The sequence below is a fragment of the Acinetobacter sp. NIPH 298 genome, assembly GCF_000369505.1.
In the GTDB taxonomy this organism is placed as follows: Bacteria; Pseudomonadota; Gammaproteobacteria; order Pseudomonadales; family Moraxellaceae; genus Acinetobacter.
Map to the genome: position 1 here is coordinate 1,083,164 of NZ_KB850055.1, position 17,547 is coordinate 1,100,710.

Genomic DNA, 17,547 nt, shown 5'->3' on the forward strand with positions numbered 1-17,547 from the left:
CGACGAATCTATTAATAACATAGTTATAGTTAATGTGTGATGCATAGAAAAAGCTGATCATTCGCCCTACACTGACTTATTTTAATTTATTGATTTTGTTATAAAAATATTTTTGTCATAAAATAGTCACAATCTCGTAGCATAGTGCATACGATTTCATAAATAGTTTATATCGAGAAGAGTCTAATGTCTTTAAGAGTTGGTATTGCTGCTTTCGGGTTATTATTCAGTGGTTCAGTCTTTTCAGCGGTTACGATCACTGCACCTGAAGAAATTGTGATTCTGGCTGTAAATGGTCAAGAAGTGAATTCAGGATTACTTCCATCAAGTAAAAATAACTATCAAGTTGATGCTGGTGACTTAACCGTTAATGTTCGTTACCGTGAGTATTTTGAGCATTTAACTGGCGAGCATGACATTGTCAAATCTGGTGTGGTTACGATACAAGCTCAAAGCTTAAAGGATAATCAAAGCTATCGTTTAGCTCTGGTCAATGCACCAAAAGATTTTGAAGCTGCAAAAAAATATGCTGAACAACCGACCGTTGCACTCTATGACCAAAATAAACAACTCGTCGTACAGCAAACGGGTGCAAATAATGAAGCGAAACCTTGGTTCTCGGGTAATAATTTATTAAGTCGTACTTTGGATCTGACCCAAAAAAATAAGAATAATACGGTAAATCAACCAGCACCAGTTACGGGTAAAACACAAGCAGCCGTTGCTAGCGCACCAGTCGCTGTAACTACTGCTGCTACAGTTGGTGCAGTGAAAACGACAGATCAACAATTGGTTGAGCTATGGCAGCAAGCATCTAAAGCGGAACGTCAAAAGTTTATGGCTTGGTTAGCTGGTCAAAGTAACTAACTTATGCATTATTTAAAAAAACCGATGTTATCATCGGTTTTTTATTGAGTGCTAGAAATAGAATAGAAATGCCTTTAAATATTAGAAAAGTAAAAAATGATGACTTAGAACAGCTTGTTGTATTAATTAATATCGCTTACCGAACCCAATCAAGTCGAAGTTGGACAACTGAAAAAGATTTTATTTGTGGGCAACGCATTACCCAACAGCAATTAAGTCACGCATTGGAACAATCTCGATTTGAATTGTTCGTCGCTGAAAATGAGCTTGGGCATATTATTGCCTGTATTGGCTTAACATTTGAACATACCAGTGTTGAGATCGGTACTTTTGCCATAGATCCGACGCTGCAAAACTTAGGATATGGGCGTGAGATGCTTCATTTCGTAGAGGAATACGTGGAGGAGTATTATCCTGAAGTTGTGAGTTTGATGATGTATGTATTAGATGTACGCTCTGAACTTATTGCTTATTATCAGCGACGTGGATATCAAGTGACTGGACTAAAGGAATCTTATCCGATAGAGGCAGGTGTGGGGCAACCCCTTGTACCAACGCAATTGATTGAAATGAGAAAATTAATAAGCAGAAATATATCGGTAAAATCTTAATGAATTGAGCAGTTTAATTAAAAGCGCCGTGTTTGTCATTTCGTTGTAATGACAAAGTGTTGATATTGCGAGGTGGGCGAGATATTGATAAAACCTCAATGGGAATTCATATCGAAAAAAGAGGAAGCGAATCCACTTCCTCTTTTCATTTGATCTGTTGGGAGTTAATTACCGATCCAGATAAAGTAACCCAAAACCATTAATGGCCATGCGATATAAGGACTGAATAACCATTTCCACAACCAGAATCTTGGTATAAACCCAACGCCATGTATGAACCCACCTGAGATACCAATCATTACCAACATGAGTAAGCTATGATTATAGTGTCCGTTCGCATCGAGCATCAGTGATGGATGTACCAATAAAATAGTAGCAAGGGGCAATGCCAACAAAAACGAAACGGTCATTGCAAGCACTTGAGCTTTACTATTCTTCGGTGTTGCCATTGCTTTCGCCATTTTATTATTCCTCATCTAAATTTTGATGATGTTCGATATACAGTGCGCTGAGTACACCTGCGAAACATGCCATCAAAATGCCTAGAGTCCACGCAAAATACCACATTTCACATCTCCTTGATTAATACAAACTATGTGAGTTTTCTTCAATGTGTTTGTTGGTGATGACACCCCACATTTTGTAATAAGACCAAGAGGTATAAATCAAAATGAGAGGAACAAAAATACATGCAGCAACAGTCATCACACCGAGTGTTTTATGACTAGATACTGCATCCCACATGGTCAAGCTTGAAACAGGATCTATGTTTGATGGCAATAAGAATGGAAATAATGCAAAGCCCGCAGTCAAGATTGCACCGACAATCATTAAGCTCGTGCCAGTGAAACTCACAGCAGCTTTATGTTTGGTTGCACTGATGATCACCAATATTGCACCTAGAATTGCAGCAATAGGCGCGGCGATCGTGATTGGAAAAATCGTATAGTTATTCAGCCAACCGTGATTGGCATTGGTCACAACTTCTTTTGCAAGTGGGTTTAACGCAACGTTGGTATCAACCGCAGTAGCGTAGCTAAAACCTTCAATATTTCCAAACCATAACCAAGCACCAGCCGTTAAGAAGCAAATAAGGAAGATAGTAGCCATGATCTGTGTTGCTTTAGCAGAGCGTTGATAGAGCGCTCCATCTGTTCGCAACATCAACCATGCACCGCCATGAGCACAGAGCATTGTTAGGCTTACAACACCACAAATGAGCGCAAATGGGTTGAGCAGTGCAAAGAAGCTTCCCGTGTATTGCGAGCGTAACGTGTCATCCAAACCGAAAGGTAAGCCCAGAAATAGATTTCCAAATGCAACACCAAACACAAGTGCAGGAACAGCACCACCGATACACAGACCCCAATCCCAAGCGTTACGCCACTGGGTATTTTCTAGTTTGGAGCGATAGTCAAATCCGACAGGTCGTAGAAAAAGCGCAAAGAGGACCAGTAGTAGTGCCCAATACATACCAGAGAAGGCAACGGCATAGACCATTGGCCATGCCGCAAACAGTGCACCACCAGCTGTAATAAACCAAACTTGGTTACCATCCCAGTGCGGTGCGATTGTGTTAATTGCGGCGCGACGTTCAGAATCAGTTTTACCTACAAATGGCATGAGCGCCATTGAACCCATGTCAAAACCATCGGTGAGGGCAAAGCCGATCAATAAGACACCAACCAATACCCACCAAATAATTTTTAGTAATTCATATTCGATCATGGTTGAGCCTCCACTGTTTCTGCTTCTAGTTTTTCAAAGTGATATTTACCAGTGTGCAAAGAGCTTGGGCCTAGACGCGCAAATTTGATCATTAGGTACATTTCAATAATAAGCAGTACGGTATAGAACGCTGCAAGCGCAATAATTGATCCCCACACATCCCCAGCACTGACACTTGAAGCCGATAGATGGGTTGGTAAAATCTCACCAATAGACCATGGTTGACGACCACCTTCAGCCACATACCAACCTGTTTGCGCTGCGATCCATGGGAGAGGAAGCGAGAATAACGCAAATTTGAGCAACCAAGGTTTGTCTTCGGCATTGCGTTTAACAACCGCCCAAGTTGCTAAAAGGAAGAGTACGAGCATCAGGAAACCAGACGCGACCATGGCACGGAAAGAGAAAAATAATGCTGCTACGTTCGGAATGGTATCTTTGGTTGCGGCTTGAATGTGTGCTTCAGTCGCATCCACCACGTTTGGAGAATATTTCTTCAATAAAAGACCGTAACCCAAGTCTTTTTGATTTTTCTCAAATGATGCGAGTAACTCTGGAGAGCGATCACCCGCACGAAGTTTTTCTAACTCACTATATGCCACCATACCATTGCGAATACGGACTTCATGTTCTTTCATCAAATCATGTAAGCCCGTGACTTGTTTATCCGTTGATCGAGTTGCGATCAGCCCCATTGCATAAGGGATCTTAATCGCATAATCGGTACGCATTTCTTTTTGGTTGGGAATACCAAATAAGGTAAATGCAGCAGGTGCAGGTTCAGTGTGCCATTCTGCTTCAATTGCAGCGAGTTTGGTTTTTTGCACATCACCGAGTTCATAACCTGATTCATCACCCAGTAAAATGACAGATAATGTTGATGCTAAACCGAAGATTGCTGCAATCGCAAAAGAACGACGTGCAAAGGGCAAGTCACGTTTCTTTAACAAGTAATAGCTTGAGATTGCGAGAACAAAGATCGCGCCAGTAACATAGCCAGCTGAAACGGTATGCACAAATTTAACTTGCGCCACAGGGTTGAATATCAACGCACCGAAATCCACCAACTCCATTCGCATGGTTTCATAGTTAAATGCTGCACCGACTGGGTTTTGCATCCAAGCATTGGCAATTAGAATCCACAGAGCTGACATGTTTGAACCAATTGCAACCAGCCAAGTCACGCCTAAATGCTGAAATTTAGAGAGTCGATCCCAACCAAAAAAGAACAAACCAATAAAGGTTGATTCAAGGAAGAATGCCATTAAGCCTTCAATTGCGAGGGGTGCACCGAAGATATCGCCAACATAGTGCGAGTAATAAGCCCAGTTGGTACCAAACTGAAATTCCATGGTTAAACCAGTGGTGACACCCAAAGCGAAGTTAATCCCAAAGAGTTTTCCCCAAAACTTGGTCATGTCTTTATAAATTTCTTTGCCTGAAATCACATAGGTGGTTTCCATGATGGCCAGAATAAATGCGAGACCTAAAGTCAGCGGAACGAAAAGAAAGTGATACATCGCAGTCATTGCAAATTGGAACCGCGAAAGATCGACCACGCTTTCAGAAATCATCAACGTGTCTCCTGAGTGTTAGATGGATTGCCTGTAATACGCTCGGCAACTTGATTGTTAAAATCTTTTGGAATCGTTGGTGCATCAAACCAAATGTGTTTAATGACCAAGAGAAGGATTACTTTAATAATAAGAATGATCGTTATTTCTCGAATTAATCGCCGATTTTGATCATTTGAAATTGTGTTCATAGAACTGCATTTCATATTAAATGGGAGATTCTTTTATTATTAATCAAAATTAATTTAAAATAAAATTTATGATATTTTTATAGGTTTTATGAATTAACTCTGATTTAAATCAATAACTTATATTTATTTACGTAATTTATTTTTATTAACCAACTAAAATACTCGGTTTTCTGTACTTTAAATCCGACTAAATTGCTTATAATTAATAAATAAAATCAAATTAAAATGGTTGGTTTTAGTTTGATTTAATCTTTTTTAAAGTTGATTGAAATGGTATGAATTAAATATATATAATGTTTACATGCAGTTGCGAATCTATAGCTTAAAATAAAGAAGATTTAGATTAAATAGTCATTAGAACCAAGTATTTTAGTCTGGATTTGTTAATGTAAATGCAATTCATTTCGTTTTTTGTTTTTTGCTCAAACTTGAATTTTAAGCTAGTAGACGAGAGCATTATTTTTAAGTGACTTTATTGTAATTTTTTGTAAAAATACGGTCTAAACTCGAACTTAATCTGGGGTGAACAGTTTATTTGAAATCGATATTTTTTTTGCGAGATAATATGCATTGGATTTTTGGCTGATGAGGAGCACTTGGGATTGAAGTTCTAATTCACCATATTCTGGCTCAACTTGAACATAATAAAGTTGTCCGAATTCATCACGCACACGTGCTTGTGCAGAAAACCCGGGACGTGCATTCCCTGTGGAAATTGTGGCTAAACGGCCAACAAGGTTGGCGTGGGTCTGATTGACTTTTGGCTTGATCACTTGATCTAAGCAATGGATCATAAATACCGTAAAAAAAATGTCGATGATTAATGCTGGTATAAAGAGGTAGTAAGGGGAAATGAAATAATGCTGAATAGCAAAGAAAGAAAGTTCGAGAAAATAACCCGCAAAACTAAAATTAATCAGTAAAAAAACAACGATTAGATATTTAGAAAATTTAACGTCTAATAACGGTGAGTTTAAAATCCATTCAGGTGTAAATTTTTTTACTAAAGAACTTGGTCGTAAACCAATCAGAATCCCAATCGTTTCTGCAATGCTGAGCAAAATTAAAGCAACCACGCTCATGTGAAATGGCATCAGGTAGTAATTAAAAAAAAACTCAGTCATCGCAGAATTCTAGCTTAGGTATCAATCAATGATATAAATACCACCATCGGAGTGGACTTCCAAGTTTACTTTTTCAAGAAAGTCACCTAGACATGGTCCAGAAATACATTCGCCTGTTTCTACCGAAAACAAGGCACCATGAGTAGAGCATTGAATATATTCACGATCTTGATCTAAAAACTGATTTTCTAAATACTCAAGCTCTGTTTGCAAATGCGGACAAACATTTTGATAGGCATAAAAGTTGCCATCTTTTTGAGTAACGAAAATGGTTGTTCCTTTTAAAGTATCGTATGCACGAGACTCACGTTCAGGGACTTCCTCAGTCATGCAAATCTTTTCCATGTTAAGCACATTCCTGTTGCGATGTTTTAAATTGCTCAAATAGTTTAGCGTAGTTATCGACAGCTAAACGAGGTCCAAATTGGGCAACAACTTCACTTGAAATTAAGATCGCGAGTTGAGCTGCGGCTTCTAAGCTTAAACCTGCATTGATTGCATATAAAAATGCACCTGCAAATGCATCACCAGCACCATTCGCATCTACGGCATCAACATGACGACCATCGACATGGAACTGCTGTGCAGGATCGATAATCATTGAGCCGTTTGCACCTTGGGTAATGACGATATGTTGATTATTTAATTTTAATACGTCAATTGCATCATTAAGATTTTCTGTATTGGTAAACATCAATGCTTCTTGTTCGTTACAGAACAATAAGTCAACACCATCATCCAATAGTTCTTCTAAGCCTTGACGTGCGTATTGCACCATTGCAGGATCGGAAAGCGATAGTGCGATTTTAACGCCATGTGCTTTTGCTATTTCTCGCGCTTGTTTTACTGCCTTGCGTGCAGTATCACTGGTCGATAAATAGCCTTCGATATATAGCCATTTCGCCGTTTTTAATGGTTCAAAGTCGATTTGTTTAGCCGTTAATTCAGCGGTAATGCCGAGATAGGTGTGCATGGTGCGCTCAGAATCAGGGCTAATCAGTACCATACAAGTACCTGTTACGCCTTCACTGATGGATTGTATGGCTGTTTTGATGCCAGCGTCATTTAAACCTTTTAGGTAAATTGAGCCTAATTCATCATTCCCAACGCGACATCCATAAAAAGCTGTACCGCCTAATGCACTAAATGCAACCGTTGTATTGGCTGCTGAACCACCACTGGCTTGACCTTTATAAGTCTGTGTGTCTTGTAATTGTTGGTATAACGCCGCTTGCGCATCACCATCAGCCAACTGCATCGTACCTTTTTGCAATGCTTGTTGTGTTAAAAACTCATTTGAAATCTTAAATTCTTGGTCAATAAGTGCATTTCCAATTGCAAAAAGATCAACAGTTGCCATTTTTGTCATCACAGTAAAAATCAAAAACTAAAGTTTACACCAATGCTCAGGATTACTGTAGTTTGTTGAAAAAATTCAGGTGTTGAATGGATTAGGATGAAAGAGAGGAATAAATGGTTAGATTGGATAAGTTAAGGATTGAAAAGGTTTTAGATTTACCAGTACAGCTAGATGCCCTCATTGAGTCTTCTAAAATTGAAGGTCTTAGGTTTTTAGAAAGGCTAAAGTATGATTTTCAAAATGGTGAAAATTGTTTTAATCAGTTGGGTGAAGCTTTATTCACTGTATATGAACAGAATCGTTTGATTGCCATTTGTGGGCTTAATCAGAATCCATATGATGACTATGATGTAAATAAAGTGGGGCGCATACGTCGTTTTTATATCCATCCTCTTTATCGTCGAAAAGGTGTAGGGCATCATTTGTTATCGTATATCGAGCGATATGCACGGGCTTATTTTAATGAGCTGCAATTGTTTACTGATACTGAAAATGCAGCTAATTTTTATCAAATGATGAGATATGAGAAGGTTGCTTTGCCTCATACGAATTTTAGAAAGATTTTTATGTGACGCTGTTTAGATTACTCGCTGATTTTTTCTACAAAAACATAGTAATTTACATGGATATCCATAGGTATTCTTCGGTAGACTCTGTACTATCAATCGTCGTTATTTAAATAGATAAATTGGAGATCACATGACTGTAGATGTTTCTGAAAGCATTACTCAAACGATTCACCCTGCGTTTCAGCTATTACGTCAACACCATGTAGAAGCACTCGATATTCACGTTTCAGAATACAAACATAAAGTGACAGGTGCGGTTCATTACCATTTGGCAACGGATCATGATGAAAATGTATTTTTGGTTGCTTTTAGAACACAACCCATGGATTCAAAAGGTGCGGCACATATCTTAGAGCATACTGCTTTGTGTGGTTCTGAAAAGTTTCCTGTACGTGACCCATTCTTTTTAATGATTCGCCGTTCACTCAATACCTTTATGAATGCGTTTACTGCCGCGGATTGGACTGCATATCCATTTGCGACTCAGAATAAAAAAGACTTTCAAAACTTATTGTCAGTGTATTTGGATGCTGCATTTGCCGCGAATTTGAATCCTTTAGACTTTGCTCAAGAAGGTATTCGTATCGAGCTTGAAAATGATCAAGCTGTTTATAAAGGCGTGGTCTTCAATGAAATGAAAGGGGCAATGAGTTCTCCTACAGATCAGCTTTATCATCAACTGGCACATCATTTATTTCCAAAGACCACTTATCACTACAACTCAGGTGGTGATCCGAAAGACATTCCAGATTTAAGTTACGAGCAGCTCGTTGATTTTTATAAAACGCATTATCATCCGAGCAATGCCGTATTTATGACTTTTGGCAATCAAACTGCTTATGATCTACAAGAGCAGTTTGAAAAATTAGCACTACATAAGTTTTCTCAAGGAACGACCTTATATTCAACACCTGAGCAACGTTTAGCTGCGCCAGTTGAAGTAACTGAAAGCTATGCGGTCGATAGTGAAGATTTAAAAGATAAAACCTATCATGTTATGTCATGGTTATTGCCTGAAACCAGTGATATTAAACTCCGTTTAGGGATGCGCTTGGTTGAAGGGATTTTATTAGAAAACTCAGCCTCTCCATTACGTCATTACTTAGAAACCTGTGGTTATGCTCAATCAACTGGCCCAATCATGGGGGTGGATGATAGTAATTTTGAAATGACCTTTTATTGTGGCATTCAAGGTTCAAATGCTGAACATGCTGATACCTTTAAAAATGGCGTATTAGATATTCTAAAAGATGTTGCATCTAAACCTATCGATACAGATTTGGTTGATGCCATTCTTCATCAAATTGAATTGCATCAACGTGAAATCAATGGTGATGGTACACCTTATGGCTTAAGTTTGATCTTGAATGGTTTGGGTTGTGCGATTCATCACACGGATCCAATTCATGTTTGGGATGTGGATGCAGCGATTGAACAAGTCAAAGAAGAGTTGAAAGACCCAATGTGGTTATCCAACTTGATTCAAACGCATTTGTTAGATAACCCTCATCGTGTCCAAATGACACTTGTGCCTGATGCAACTAAATCTATAAAAGAGCAAGAGGCTGAACAAGCACGTTTAGCTGAAATCACTGCAAATCTAACAGATGCTCAGAAAATTGAAATTCAAGAGAAAACTGAAGCGCTGAAAAAACGCCAAGATACGCCTGATAACTTAGAATTGTTGCCAAAAGTTGGTCTGGAAGATGTGCCCGCTGATTTACAGATCGTACAGGGCCAATTGCGTGAAATTATCATTAATCGTTCAGATATGCCGTTGAATCTATATCATGCTGGAACGAACGGGATTTATTATCAACAGGTACTCATTCAAGTGCCTGATGAAATCGTACAATCACCTTATTTCAACTTACTCTCTATTTTGATGGGTGAAGTTGGTGCTGGCGAATACGATTATCTCGAGTTCCAACAAATCCAAACCGCGGTGAGTGGCGGCTTAGGCATGGGTGCATCTTTGCGCAGTAAAGTCGATGATAAAGATCGTATCAGCGCTTGGTTAACTTTAACCACCAAATCACTCACGCAAAAATTAGATACGATCCAGCTATTAAAGTTAGCTTTTGAAAAACTACGTTTCGATGAGAAAGATCGTATCATTGAGTTATTGCAGCAACGCAAAACACGTTGGCAATCACGCTTGTCTGGTTCTGGTCACAGTTATGCAATGCAAGCTGCTTCACGTCAAATGAGTGCTTTGGCACGCCGTGATTATCATAATACAGGATTAGGTGCGTTAAATTGGCTCAGTGATTTAGTGGCTAAAATTGATCAAGATGACACGGCTTATCAAGCGTTGATTGAAGAATTAAAAGCCATTCATCGCCAACTTTTACAAGCGCCTAAGCAGTTCTTATTGGTATGTGAAGAACATCAGTCTGATCGTTTGGTTGAAGAAATCCAAAATGTTTGGGATAAATTAGAAGTTGATCAGACCCCTGTAACTTTAACCCAAGTCGCACAGGTGAATACAAATACGGATGAAGCATGGTTGATTCAAACCAATGTCCAGTTCTGTGCATCAGCTTATCAAGCTGTAGATGTGGCACACCCTGATGCTGCACCCTTAATGGTCTTGGCAGCGTACCTACGTAATGGATTCCTGCATAGCGCAATCCGTGAAAAAGGTGGGGCATACGGTGGTGGGGCGAGCTACGATGGCAATGCTTGTTCATTCCGTTTCTACAGCTATCGGGATCCACGTTTAGTTGAAACTTTTAATGATTTTGAAGCAAGCGTACAATGGTTATTCAATACTGAACAGCAATCATACCAACTTGAAGAAGCGATTTTAGGATTGGTTTCGAGTATGGATAAACCAGGTTCACCTGCTGGCGAAGCGATTACCGCTTGTTATTCATGGTTGCATGCTCGGACACCTACATTCCGTAAATTGTTACGTGAACGTCTACTCAATGTAACTTTCGATGATTTACAACGTGTAGCGAAACAATATTTGCTAGAGCAAACCCCAGTGAAAGCGGTGGTGGCGCCATTCGCTAAACGCGAAGAATTGCAGAAACTTGGTTTTGAGATTCAACAGGTCAATTAAAAAATAAAAACTGGAGATATGTATGGCGTTCAAATCTTTTGAGCGTCGTTATTTGGAGCTAGGTGTCCTTACGATACTTGGCTCTTTAACGACATCGTTGGCAAATGCTGAGGCGACAGCACCAGCAAGCCCTGCGTCAGCAGAAGCGTGTGTGGCATTGGCTTCAAATGCGGATCGACTCGCTTGTTATGATCGTCTGTTCAAAGCGCCAACGATTATTCAGCCACCAACACCAGTCGTTGAGCCTGTTCTTGCAGCAAGTCCAGTGATGGTTGAGCGTGAAAATGAACAGACTCAGCTTGAATCATTAAAAGATAAAGTGGTTCAAAAAGTCAGTGACTTGCATATCTTAGGTGCTGCGCCAAAGTTTGACCCGACTGTTTCTTTATTGGATCGTCGTTGGGAGCTTTCTGAAGAAAGTAAATTAGGCGTTTGGAATATTCGTGCGTATCAACCTGTTTATTTGCTGCCCGTGTTTTGGACCAGTAATAAAAACGAGTTTCCGAATAGCCCAAATCCACAAAACACGGTCGAAGATAAACAGGACTTAACGTCGGCAGAGGCGAAGTTCCAGATCTCATTAAAGACCAAAGCTTGGGAAAATATTTTCGGCAACAATGGTGATCTTTGGGTCGGTTATACCCAATCTTCACGTTGGCAGGTTTATAACTCGGAAGAGTCTAGACCATTCCGGGAGACCAATTATGAACCTGAAGCAAGCCTCATGTTTAGAACCAATTACAATGTGTTGGGTTTAAACGCACGCTTACTAGGTGTGACTTTAAATCATCAATCAAATGGTCGTTCTGATCCATTATCTCGTAGTTGGAATCGCGTGATTTTTAACTTCGGATTTGAAAAAGATAACTTTGCATTGATGCTACGTCCTTGGTACCGCGTCGAAGAAGATGCGAAAGACGATAATAATCCAGATATTAAGGATTATATTGGTCGTGGTGATTTAACTGCTTTTTATCGACATAAGCAAAATGATTTTTCTTTGATGTTACGTCATTCACTAAAAGGTGGTGATCGTTCAAATGGCGCGGTGCAGTTTGACTGGGCTTTTCCGATCAAAGATAAACTGCGTGGACATTTTCAGATTTTTGATGGTTATGGTGAGAGCTTGATTGATTATAATCACCGTGCGACCTATGTGGGCTTAGGCGTATCCTTGATGAACTTGTATTAAGCTAATTTGAGTCCATAAAAAAGCAGATGAAATCATCTGCTTTTTTTGTTATCCAATTTGAATGTTGGCTGGAGGATGTTTTAAACGGCTCTTCTTCGGTGTTGCAATTAAATAGGCCAAAGTTAGTGGCCCAAGCCGCCCTGTAAACATGAGTAAACACAGCATTAAAAGGCTACCGTCATGTAGTTCGCCCGTCACGCCTCTGGAAAGTCCTACAGTACAAGCGGCAGATAATACCTCAAACATTAGATCTAGAACATCTAACTCAGGTTCTAAGATGAGTATAGTAAAGCCACCTATAAAAATTAACATGCCTGTAATCGATGCCACAGCAAGTGCTTTATAAGTACTTTCATGTGAAATTGCGTGATTAAAGATGCGGATTTCGTCATTCCGCCTCAGGAAAGCGACAACACATAACACCAAGATGACAAACGTTCCAACTTTGATACCACCTGCGGTACTGAGAGAGCCACCACCAATAAACATCAATAACATGGTCAATAGTGTTGTGCTGTTATTCATCGAGCCTGTATCAAGTGTATTAAAGCCTGAAGAACGTGGGACAGTGGCTTGAAACCAAGAGTTGACGGCTTGCTCTCCCAAGCTCATATGGCCCAAAGTCATAGGGTTACGTGCTTCAAGTAACCAAATGGCGATAAAAGCAATAATATTAATAATGACGATTGTACTGATTACCAATTTACTGTTTGGACTGAGTTTGCGCCATTTTTTATTCTGTTTAATGTCCATCAATACCAAAAAGCCAATTCCGCCTAAGATATAGAGAATACTAATGGTGATACAAATGAAATAGTTGCCGTAAAAGTTAGTAAGACCGTTATCGAATAAAGAAAAACCGGCATTGTTAAAGGCCGATATACTATAAAAAATAGAGTAATAAATACCTTTGGGAATACCATAAAGTGGAATAAATGTCGTGGCCAATAATATCGCGCCAATCAATTCAAAGAAAAGCGTATACGCAACAACGCCTTTCGCAATAAACGTCACTTTAGATAAGCTAGTTTGCCCCAGACTTTCTTGCGCCATCATTTGTTGTCGCAATCCGACTTTGGGAGATAAACTAAGTGCAGCCAATATCGCAAAAGTCATAAACCCAAGCCCACCAGACTGGATCATGAGTAGAATAATCATTTGCCCAAAATGAGTATAGGACTCACCAATATTGACAACAGATAACCCTGTAATGGTCACAGCGGAAGTTGCTGTAAAAAACGCATCCATCCAAGAAACTTGTCCTGTATGTGCGAAAGGAAGTTTGAGTAGAATCGTCCCAATCACAATAAAGCTTAAGAAACCAATCGCGAGTAAGGAGGGAGGGCTCAGATTAAAAATCTTTTGTGCCTTAGTGTTCGTTGTCATATTATTGGAAGCACTCAGACAGTTTTTTCAGGTTTGGCAATAATCCTTCAAGGATAAGTACATCGCCTCTATGTAAGGTAAAATTACAATCTGTCTCGTAAAAAATTTGCTGATCACGTTTGACCAATAAGAGTTTGACATGGGGCGCGAGCTGCATCAGTCCTGATAAGTTAATGCCATGCAATTTATCTATTATTGGAACTTTAATAATAAAGTGATCATCATCCAATGCCATATAGCGGCTCACCATTGGGTAGTTAAGTGCTTGTGCGACACGTACCCCCATATCTTCTTCAGGGTGGATGATTTTGTTGATGTTGAGATGGGATAGAATTGTATGATGCGCTTTCGTTTTTGCTTTTACCCAAATTTTATCAATACCTAAATTTTTTAGACTCAACACACAAAGTATACTGGCTTCAATATCTTCACCGATTGCCACCACGACAGCATCACAATTTTGTACGTTTAGTTCATCAAGGACGTGCTCGTCAGTTGCATCTGCGATAACGGCATGCGTAATTTGGTTGGCTAGATTCTCGACATTACGCTTTTGGGTATCGATACCAATAACATCATGATTTAGTTTTGTAAGCTCTAGCGCAACTGTTGCACCAAAACTACCTAAGCCAATGATTGCAAACTGTGCCATGTGTACCCCTGAACCAAAGATCAAAAAATATTTTTATTCATTTTATTGAGAATTGACGGGATCGTGTGTAACTTTTTTTAGGAAAAACAGTCTTCGAGATGCAGAAAACGATAAAAAGGATTGAGTTCTGTCATTAGAACTCAATCCTCCTCGTTATGTTCACTTTATTTTAAGAAACGTTTATATCCAATGTTGTCGCTAATCTCTGCATATGGATAGGTGATCTGCTCCAATGTTTCAATCAAACCATCTGGATTTTGCTTCGCATCTGTTGCCTGTAATCCCACAAGAACGCGACCTTCCGCAGCGCCGTGATTACGATAGTGGAACAGGGTAATATTGTGTGTTGGACCTAAACGTTCTAAGAAGGTGAGTAGAGCACCCGGACGTTCGGGGAATTCGACACGGAATAAACGTTCATTTTCGAGATTTGCATGTCCACCGATCAGATAACGAATATGTAGTTTCGCGACTTCATCATCAGACAAATCATCGACTTCATATTGCTGTTTGAGCAATTCATGAATCTCATGGCGTTCGATTTCACCGCCTTTTAAGCTAATCCCAACAAATACCTGAGCTAGACCGCTATTGCTGGCACGATAGTTAAATTCAGTAATATTGCGGCCTTGTAAGGCGCGGCAGAATTGTAAAAATGCGCCTTTTTGTTCAGGAATCGTCACTGCATAAATAGCTTCTTTACGCTCACCTAATTCGGTGCGCTCAGCAATATAACGTAGACGGTCAAAATTCATGTTGGCACCGCATACAATCGATACCATATTTTTATCGGTCAATTGATGTTGAGCCACGTATTTCTTAATGCCTGCCAACGCCATAGCACCAGAAGGTTCAACAATACTACGGTTTTCATCATAGGTATCTTTGATCGCTGCACAGATTTCATCTGTATCGACAGTCACTACATCGGGTTCAACAATTGGACCAGAATTGTCAGATTTACGTAGTTTGACCATTTCAAATGGTAACTCACCAATCTGTGCAACCGCCGTGCCATCTGCAAATAAACCGACATGCGGTAAAATCACACGTTCATTTGATTCCAGTGCAGCTTTTAAACAAGCCGATTCTTCGTATTCGACTCCAATCACTTTGACGTGTGGTGCGACTTCACCGAGGTAAGCAGCAACGCCCGCAATTAAACCACCACCACCAACAGCAACAAACACATATTCAACATCACGCCATTGACGAAGTAATTCATTTGCAATGGTGCCTTGTCCTGCAATGACGAGTTCATCATCATAGGGTGGAATAAAAACTAGACCTTCAGTTTCAGCACGTTGTTTTGCGTATTTATTGGCAATATCAAAGCTATCACCATGTAGAACAACTTGACCACCTAAGTTTCTAACGGCTTGGACTTTAATATCTGGTGTGGTAATTGGCATCACAATAATAGCTGGAATGCCGAGTTTTTTACCCGACAAAGCAACGCCTTGGGCGTGGTTACCAGCAGAAGCGCAGATTACGCCTCGATCTAATTGATCTTTTGGGAGTTGGCTAATGCGGTTATACGCACCGCGGAGTTTAAACGAGAAAACAGGTTGTAAGTCTTCGCGTTTAAAGCGAATGTTATTATTGATTTTTTGACTAATTCGGGGAGCTGCTTCAAGCGGTGTTTCAATCGCAACATCATAAACCGTTGCTTGTAAAATTTGTCGTACCACACGAGACAGCATGTTCATCTTCCCTATAACAGTTTAAAATAGGGAGTCATTGTAGCAAACCCCTGTACATTTGCGCTGTTTTCTTAAAGCAAATGTCAAAATAGTTGAGTGAAGTCATGAGTCTATATGCAACCCAAGATGAAAAAAAACAAGCAGCAGCAAAAGCCGCTTTAAAACATTTACCTAAAGGCGGCATTTTAGGCGTAGGAACAGGAAGTACGGTTAATTTCCTTATCGATTTGCTGCCTGAGCTGCAACTTGAAGCGGCGGTTGCAAGTTCGAATGCAACAGCGGAGCGATTAAAAAAACTCGGTATCGAAGTGGTTGATATGAACTCTGTTGGTGGCTTAGATGCTTATGTTGATGGTGCAGATGAAATCGACCGTCACATGCATATGATCAAAGGTGGTGGTGCTGCATTGACGCGTGAAAAGATTGTTGCCTCAATTGCAAAGAAATTTGTGTGTATTGTCGATGACTCTAAATGGGTGGATCAATTGGGACGTGATTTCCCATTGCCGATCGAAGTTATTCCAATGGCACGTTCGGCGGTCGCTCGTAAAATCGTCGCTTTAGGCGGTGATCCTGTTTATCGTGAAGGTGTAGTGACGGACAATGGAAACGTGATTTTGGATGTATTTAATCTCAATATCTTAAATGCCATTGATTTAGAAAAAACCATTAATAACATTCCAGGTGTCGTAACAAATGGTATTTTTGCTTTAAATGCAGCAAGTATCGCAATCGTTGCAACAGACAATGGTATCGAAGAACGTACCGCACAATAATGCCATCAGTTTCATTGGAAGCGTTATTACCTGAAGTTAAAGTTGTTAGACATGCAAGGGCGAGAAATTTGCGCTTGCGTGTTGAGCCAACGGGTATACGTCTCACTGTTCCTCCGTTTTGTACTAAAATTCAAATTCAACAATTTTTGAAACAGTCAGAACAATGGCTAATCGACACTTGGTCAAAACAGCAGCAACAATTAAATCAAGCGCGTGATTTTCCCGAAGTGTTATGTTTGTTTTTCCATTCACAACCCTTTCATATTATTCAGCAACAGCAGCGCTATATTTTTAAGTTCGATTGGGAGCAACACCAATTATTTATACGAAACCAACAACCTGAAGCTGCTTTACAAGCTGCTGTATTGGCTTACGCAAAACAATTTTTACCTGAATATTTAAATCAAGTCAGCCGAGAAATTGGCTTGTCTTACCAAGCATGTGCAGTGCGAAGGCCAAAAACCCGCTGGGGAAGTTGCAGTTCAAAACATGACATCATGTTAAATGCAGCGTTGGTATTGATGCCTAAATCTAATGTGCGAGCAGTATGTGTACACGAATTAGCGCATACCAAACATTTCGATCATAGTGCCGCATTTTGGAATGAGGTGGCTAAACATGATCACAACTATCTAGAGCATCGCAGGCAGTTAAAGCAGATACAGCTACCGCATTGGTATTATAAAAAGATTTAAGTTACTGATTGAAGATTAATCATTAAAGAAACGGCTGCATTGAACAGCT

Annotated in this window: 18 protein-coding genes; 7 read left to right on the forward strand and 11 right to left on the reverse strand. The window is 39.8% G+C overall.

The genetic code is table 11. The features are described 5' to 3' along the window. Positions 1-186: 186 nt before the first annotated feature. Both F903_RS10090 and F903_RS10095 read left to right on the forward strand, forming a co-directional pair. Positions 187-867: a YccT family protein gene (locus tag F903_RS10090; protein WP_005196773.1), complete on the forward strand. Its 681-nt coding sequence runs from the start codon at positions 187-189 to the stop codon at positions 865-867. 68 nt (positions 868-935) lie between these two features. Further along, positions 936-1,478: a GNAT family N-acetyltransferase gene (locus tag F903_RS10095; protein WP_005196774.1), complete on the forward strand. Its 543-nt coding sequence runs from the start codon at positions 936-938 to the stop codon at positions 1,476-1,478. 164 nt (positions 1,479-1,642) lie between these two features. Here F903_RS10095 and F903_RS10100 read toward each other — a convergent pair whose 3' ends face one another. From F903_RS10100 to F903_RS10135, 8 genes are all read right to left on the reverse strand, one after another. Further along, positions 1,643-1,939: a cyd operon YbgE family protein gene (locus F903_RS10100; protein WP_005196775.1), complete on the reverse strand. Its 297-nt coding sequence runs from the start codon at positions 1,937-1,939 to the stop codon at positions 1,643-1,645. A gap of 4 nt (positions 1,940-1,943) precedes the next feature. Further along, positions 1,944-2,045, reverse strand: a complete 102-nt coding sequence (gene cydX / locus F903_RS16445) for a cytochrome bd-I oxidase subunit CydX (RefSeq protein WP_005196776.1) — start codon at positions 2,043-2,045, stop codon at positions 1,944-1,946. A 15-nt stretch (positions 2,046-2,060) separates the two neighbouring features. Beyond that, positions 2,061-3,206: a cytochrome d ubiquinol oxidase subunit II gene (gene cydB / locus F903_RS10110; RefSeq protein ID WP_005196777.1), complete on the reverse strand. Its 1,146-nt coding sequence runs from the start codon at positions 3,204-3,206 to the stop codon at positions 2,061-2,063. Continuing rightward, a complete protein-coding gene (locus F903_RS10115; RefSeq protein WP_005196778.1) occupies positions 3,203-4,780 on the reverse strand; it encodes a cytochrome ubiquinol oxidase subunit I in 1,578 nt (525 codons plus the stop codon). Before F903_RS10115 ends, cydB begins: the two co-directional genes overlap by 4 nt. Further along, positions 4,780-4,971 carry a cytochrome oxidase putative small subunit CydP gene (cydP, locus tag F903_RS10120; RefSeq protein ID WP_034595018.1) on the reverse strand — a complete coding sequence of 64 codons (192 nt, stop codon included), beginning with the start codon at positions 4,969-4,971 and terminating at the stop codon, positions 4,780-4,782. Before cydP ends, F903_RS10115 begins: the two co-directional genes overlap by 1 nt. Positions 4,972-5,483: 512 nt before the next feature. After that, a complete protein-coding gene (locus tag F903_RS10125) occupies positions 5,484-6,095 on the reverse strand; it encodes an OB-fold-containig protein (protein WP_004671317.1) in 612 nt (203 codons plus the stop codon). A 21-nt stretch (positions 6,096-6,116) separates the two neighbouring features. Then, entirely contained in the window at positions 6,117-6,425 is a 309-nt protein-coding gene (locus F903_RS10130; RefSeq protein WP_121930323.1) for a Rieske (2Fe-2S) protein, read from the reverse strand. A gap of 16 nt (positions 6,426-6,441) precedes the next feature. Next, positions 6,442-7,455 carry an adenosine kinase gene (locus F903_RS10135; RefSeq protein WP_005196783.1) on the reverse strand — a complete coding sequence of 338 codons (1,014 nt, stop codon included), beginning with the start codon at positions 7,453-7,455 and terminating at the stop codon, positions 6,442-6,444. A 113-nt stretch (positions 7,456-7,568) separates the two neighbouring features. On the opposite strand from F903_RS10135, the gene F903_RS10140 reads away from it, so the two are divergent. From F903_RS10140 to F903_RS10150, 3 genes are all read left to right on the forward strand, one after another. Next, positions 7,569-8,027 carry a GNAT family N-acetyltransferase gene (locus tag F903_RS10140; RefSeq protein ID WP_005196785.1) on the forward strand — a complete coding sequence of 153 codons (459 nt, stop codon included), beginning with the start codon at positions 7,569-7,571 and terminating at the stop codon, positions 8,025-8,027. A 127-nt stretch (positions 8,028-8,154) separates the two neighbouring features. Beyond that, complete coding sequence (locus tag F903_RS10145; protein WP_005196786.1) at positions 8,155-11,094, forward strand: insulinase family protein; 2,940 nt, start codon at positions 8,155-8,157, stop codon at positions 11,092-11,094. 22 nt (positions 11,095-11,116) lie between these two features. After that, positions 11,117-12,286 (forward strand): phospholipase A, encoded by a 1,170-nt coding sequence (locus tag F903_RS10150; protein WP_005196788.1) that lies wholly within the window; start codon positions 11,117-11,119, stop codon positions 12,284-12,286. Positions 12,287-12,334: 48 nt separating this feature from the next. Here F903_RS10150 and F903_RS10155 read toward each other — a convergent pair whose 3' ends face one another. The 3 genes from F903_RS10155 to ilvA form a co-directional block, all read right to left on the reverse strand. Next, positions 12,335-13,672 carry a TrkH family potassium uptake protein gene (locus tag F903_RS10155; RefSeq protein ID WP_004671308.1) on the reverse strand — a complete coding sequence of 446 codons (1,338 nt, stop codon included), beginning with the start codon at positions 13,670-13,672 and terminating at the stop codon, positions 12,335-12,337. A 1-nt stretch (position 13,673) separates the two neighbouring features. Further along, positions 13,674-14,324 carry a potassium channel family protein gene (locus F903_RS10160; RefSeq protein ID WP_005196790.1) on the reverse strand — a complete coding sequence of 217 codons (651 nt, stop codon included), beginning with the start codon at positions 14,322-14,324 and terminating at the stop codon, positions 13,674-13,676. A gap of 164 nt (positions 14,325-14,488) precedes the next feature. Continuing rightward, positions 14,489-16,033 (reverse strand): threonine ammonia-lyase, biosynthetic, encoded by a 1,545-nt coding sequence (gene ilvA / locus F903_RS10165; protein ID WP_171065228.1) that lies wholly within the window; start codon positions 16,031-16,033, stop codon positions 14,489-14,491. 98 nt (positions 16,034-16,131) lie between these two features. Here ilvA and rpiA point away from each other — a divergent pair, with 98 nt between their 5' ends. Then, complete coding sequence (gene rpiA / locus F903_RS10170; RefSeq protein ID WP_005196804.1) at positions 16,132-16,803, forward strand: ribose-5-phosphate isomerase RpiA; 672 nt, start codon at positions 16,132-16,134, stop codon at positions 16,801-16,803. Beyond that, positions 16,803-17,498 carry a M48 family metallopeptidase gene (locus tag F903_RS10175; protein ID WP_005196808.1) on the forward strand — a complete coding sequence of 232 codons (696 nt, stop codon included), beginning with the start codon at positions 16,803-16,805 and terminating at the stop codon, positions 17,496-17,498. The genes rpiA and F903_RS10175 overlap by 1 nt, the downstream gene beginning before the upstream one ends. Positions 17,499-17,547: the final 49 nt, after the last annotated feature.

What these genes read in the sequence shown, in the direction of transcription:
- F903_RS10090 (WP_005196773.1), top strand. Translation starts at nt 187, where the DNA reads ATGTCTTTAAGAGTTGGTATTGCTGCTTTCGGGTTATTATTCAGTGGT.
- F903_RS10095 (WP_005196774.1), top strand. Translation starts at nt 936, where the DNA reads ATGCCTTTAAATATTAGAAAAGTAAAAAATGATGACTTAGAACAGCTT.
- F903_RS10100 (WP_005196775.1), bottom strand. Translation starts at nt 1,939, where the DNA reads ATGGCGAAAGCAATGGCAACACCGAAGAATAGTAAAGCTCAAGTGCTT.
- cydX (WP_005196776.1), bottom strand. Translation starts at nt 2,045, where the DNA reads ATGTGGTATTTTGCGTGGACTCTAGGCATTTTGATGGCATGTTTCGCA.
- cydB (WP_005196777.1), bottom strand. Translation starts at nt 3,206, where the DNA reads ATGATCGAATATGAATTACTAAAAATTATTTGGTGGGTATTGGTTGGT.
- F903_RS10115 (WP_005196778.1), bottom strand. Translation starts at nt 4,780, where the DNA reads ATGATTTCTGAAAGCGTGGTCGATCTTTCGCGGTTCCAATTTGCAATG.
- cydP (WP_034595018.1), bottom strand. Translation starts at nt 4,971, where the DNA reads ATGAACACAATTTCAAATGATCAAAATCGGCGATTAATTCGAGAAATA.
- F903_RS10125 (WP_004671317.1), bottom strand. Translation starts at nt 6,095, where the DNA reads ATGACTGAGTTTTTTTTTAATTACTACCTGATGCCATTTCACATGAGC.
- F903_RS10130 (WP_121930323.1), bottom strand. Translation starts at nt 6,425, where the DNA reads ATGACTGAGGAAGTCCCTGAACGTGAGTCTCGTGCATACGATACTTTA.
- F903_RS10135 (WP_005196783.1), bottom strand. Translation starts at nt 7,455, where the DNA reads ATGGCAACTGTTGATCTTTTTGCAATTGGAAATGCACTTATTGACCAA.
- F903_RS10140 (WP_005196785.1), top strand. Translation starts at nt 7,569, where the DNA reads ATGGTTAGATTGGATAAGTTAAGGATTGAAAAGGTTTTAGATTTACCA.
- F903_RS10145 (WP_005196786.1), top strand. Translation starts at nt 8,155, where the DNA reads ATGACTGTAGATGTTTCTGAAAGCATTACTCAAACGATTCACCCTGCG.
- F903_RS10150 (WP_005196788.1), top strand. Translation starts at nt 11,117, where the DNA reads ATGGCGTTCAAATCTTTTGAGCGTCGTTATTTGGAGCTAGGTGTCCTT.
- F903_RS10155 (WP_004671308.1), bottom strand. Translation starts at nt 13,672, where the DNA reads ATGACAACGAACACTAAGGCACAAAAGATTTTTAATCTGAGCCCTCCC.
- F903_RS10160 (WP_005196790.1), bottom strand. Translation starts at nt 14,324, where the DNA reads ATGGCACAGTTTGCAATCATTGGCTTAGGTAGTTTTGGTGCAACAGTT.
- ilvA (WP_171065228.1), bottom strand. Translation starts at nt 16,033, where the DNA reads ATGAACATGCTGTCTCGTGTGGTACGACAAATTTTACAAGCAACGGTT.
- rpiA (WP_005196804.1), top strand. Translation starts at nt 16,132, where the DNA reads ATGAGTCTATATGCAACCCAAGATGAAAAAAAACAAGCAGCAGCAAAA.
- F903_RS10175 (WP_005196808.1), top strand. Translation starts at nt 16,803, where the DNA reads ATGCCATCAGTTTCATTGGAAGCGTTATTACCTGAAGTTAAAGTTGTT.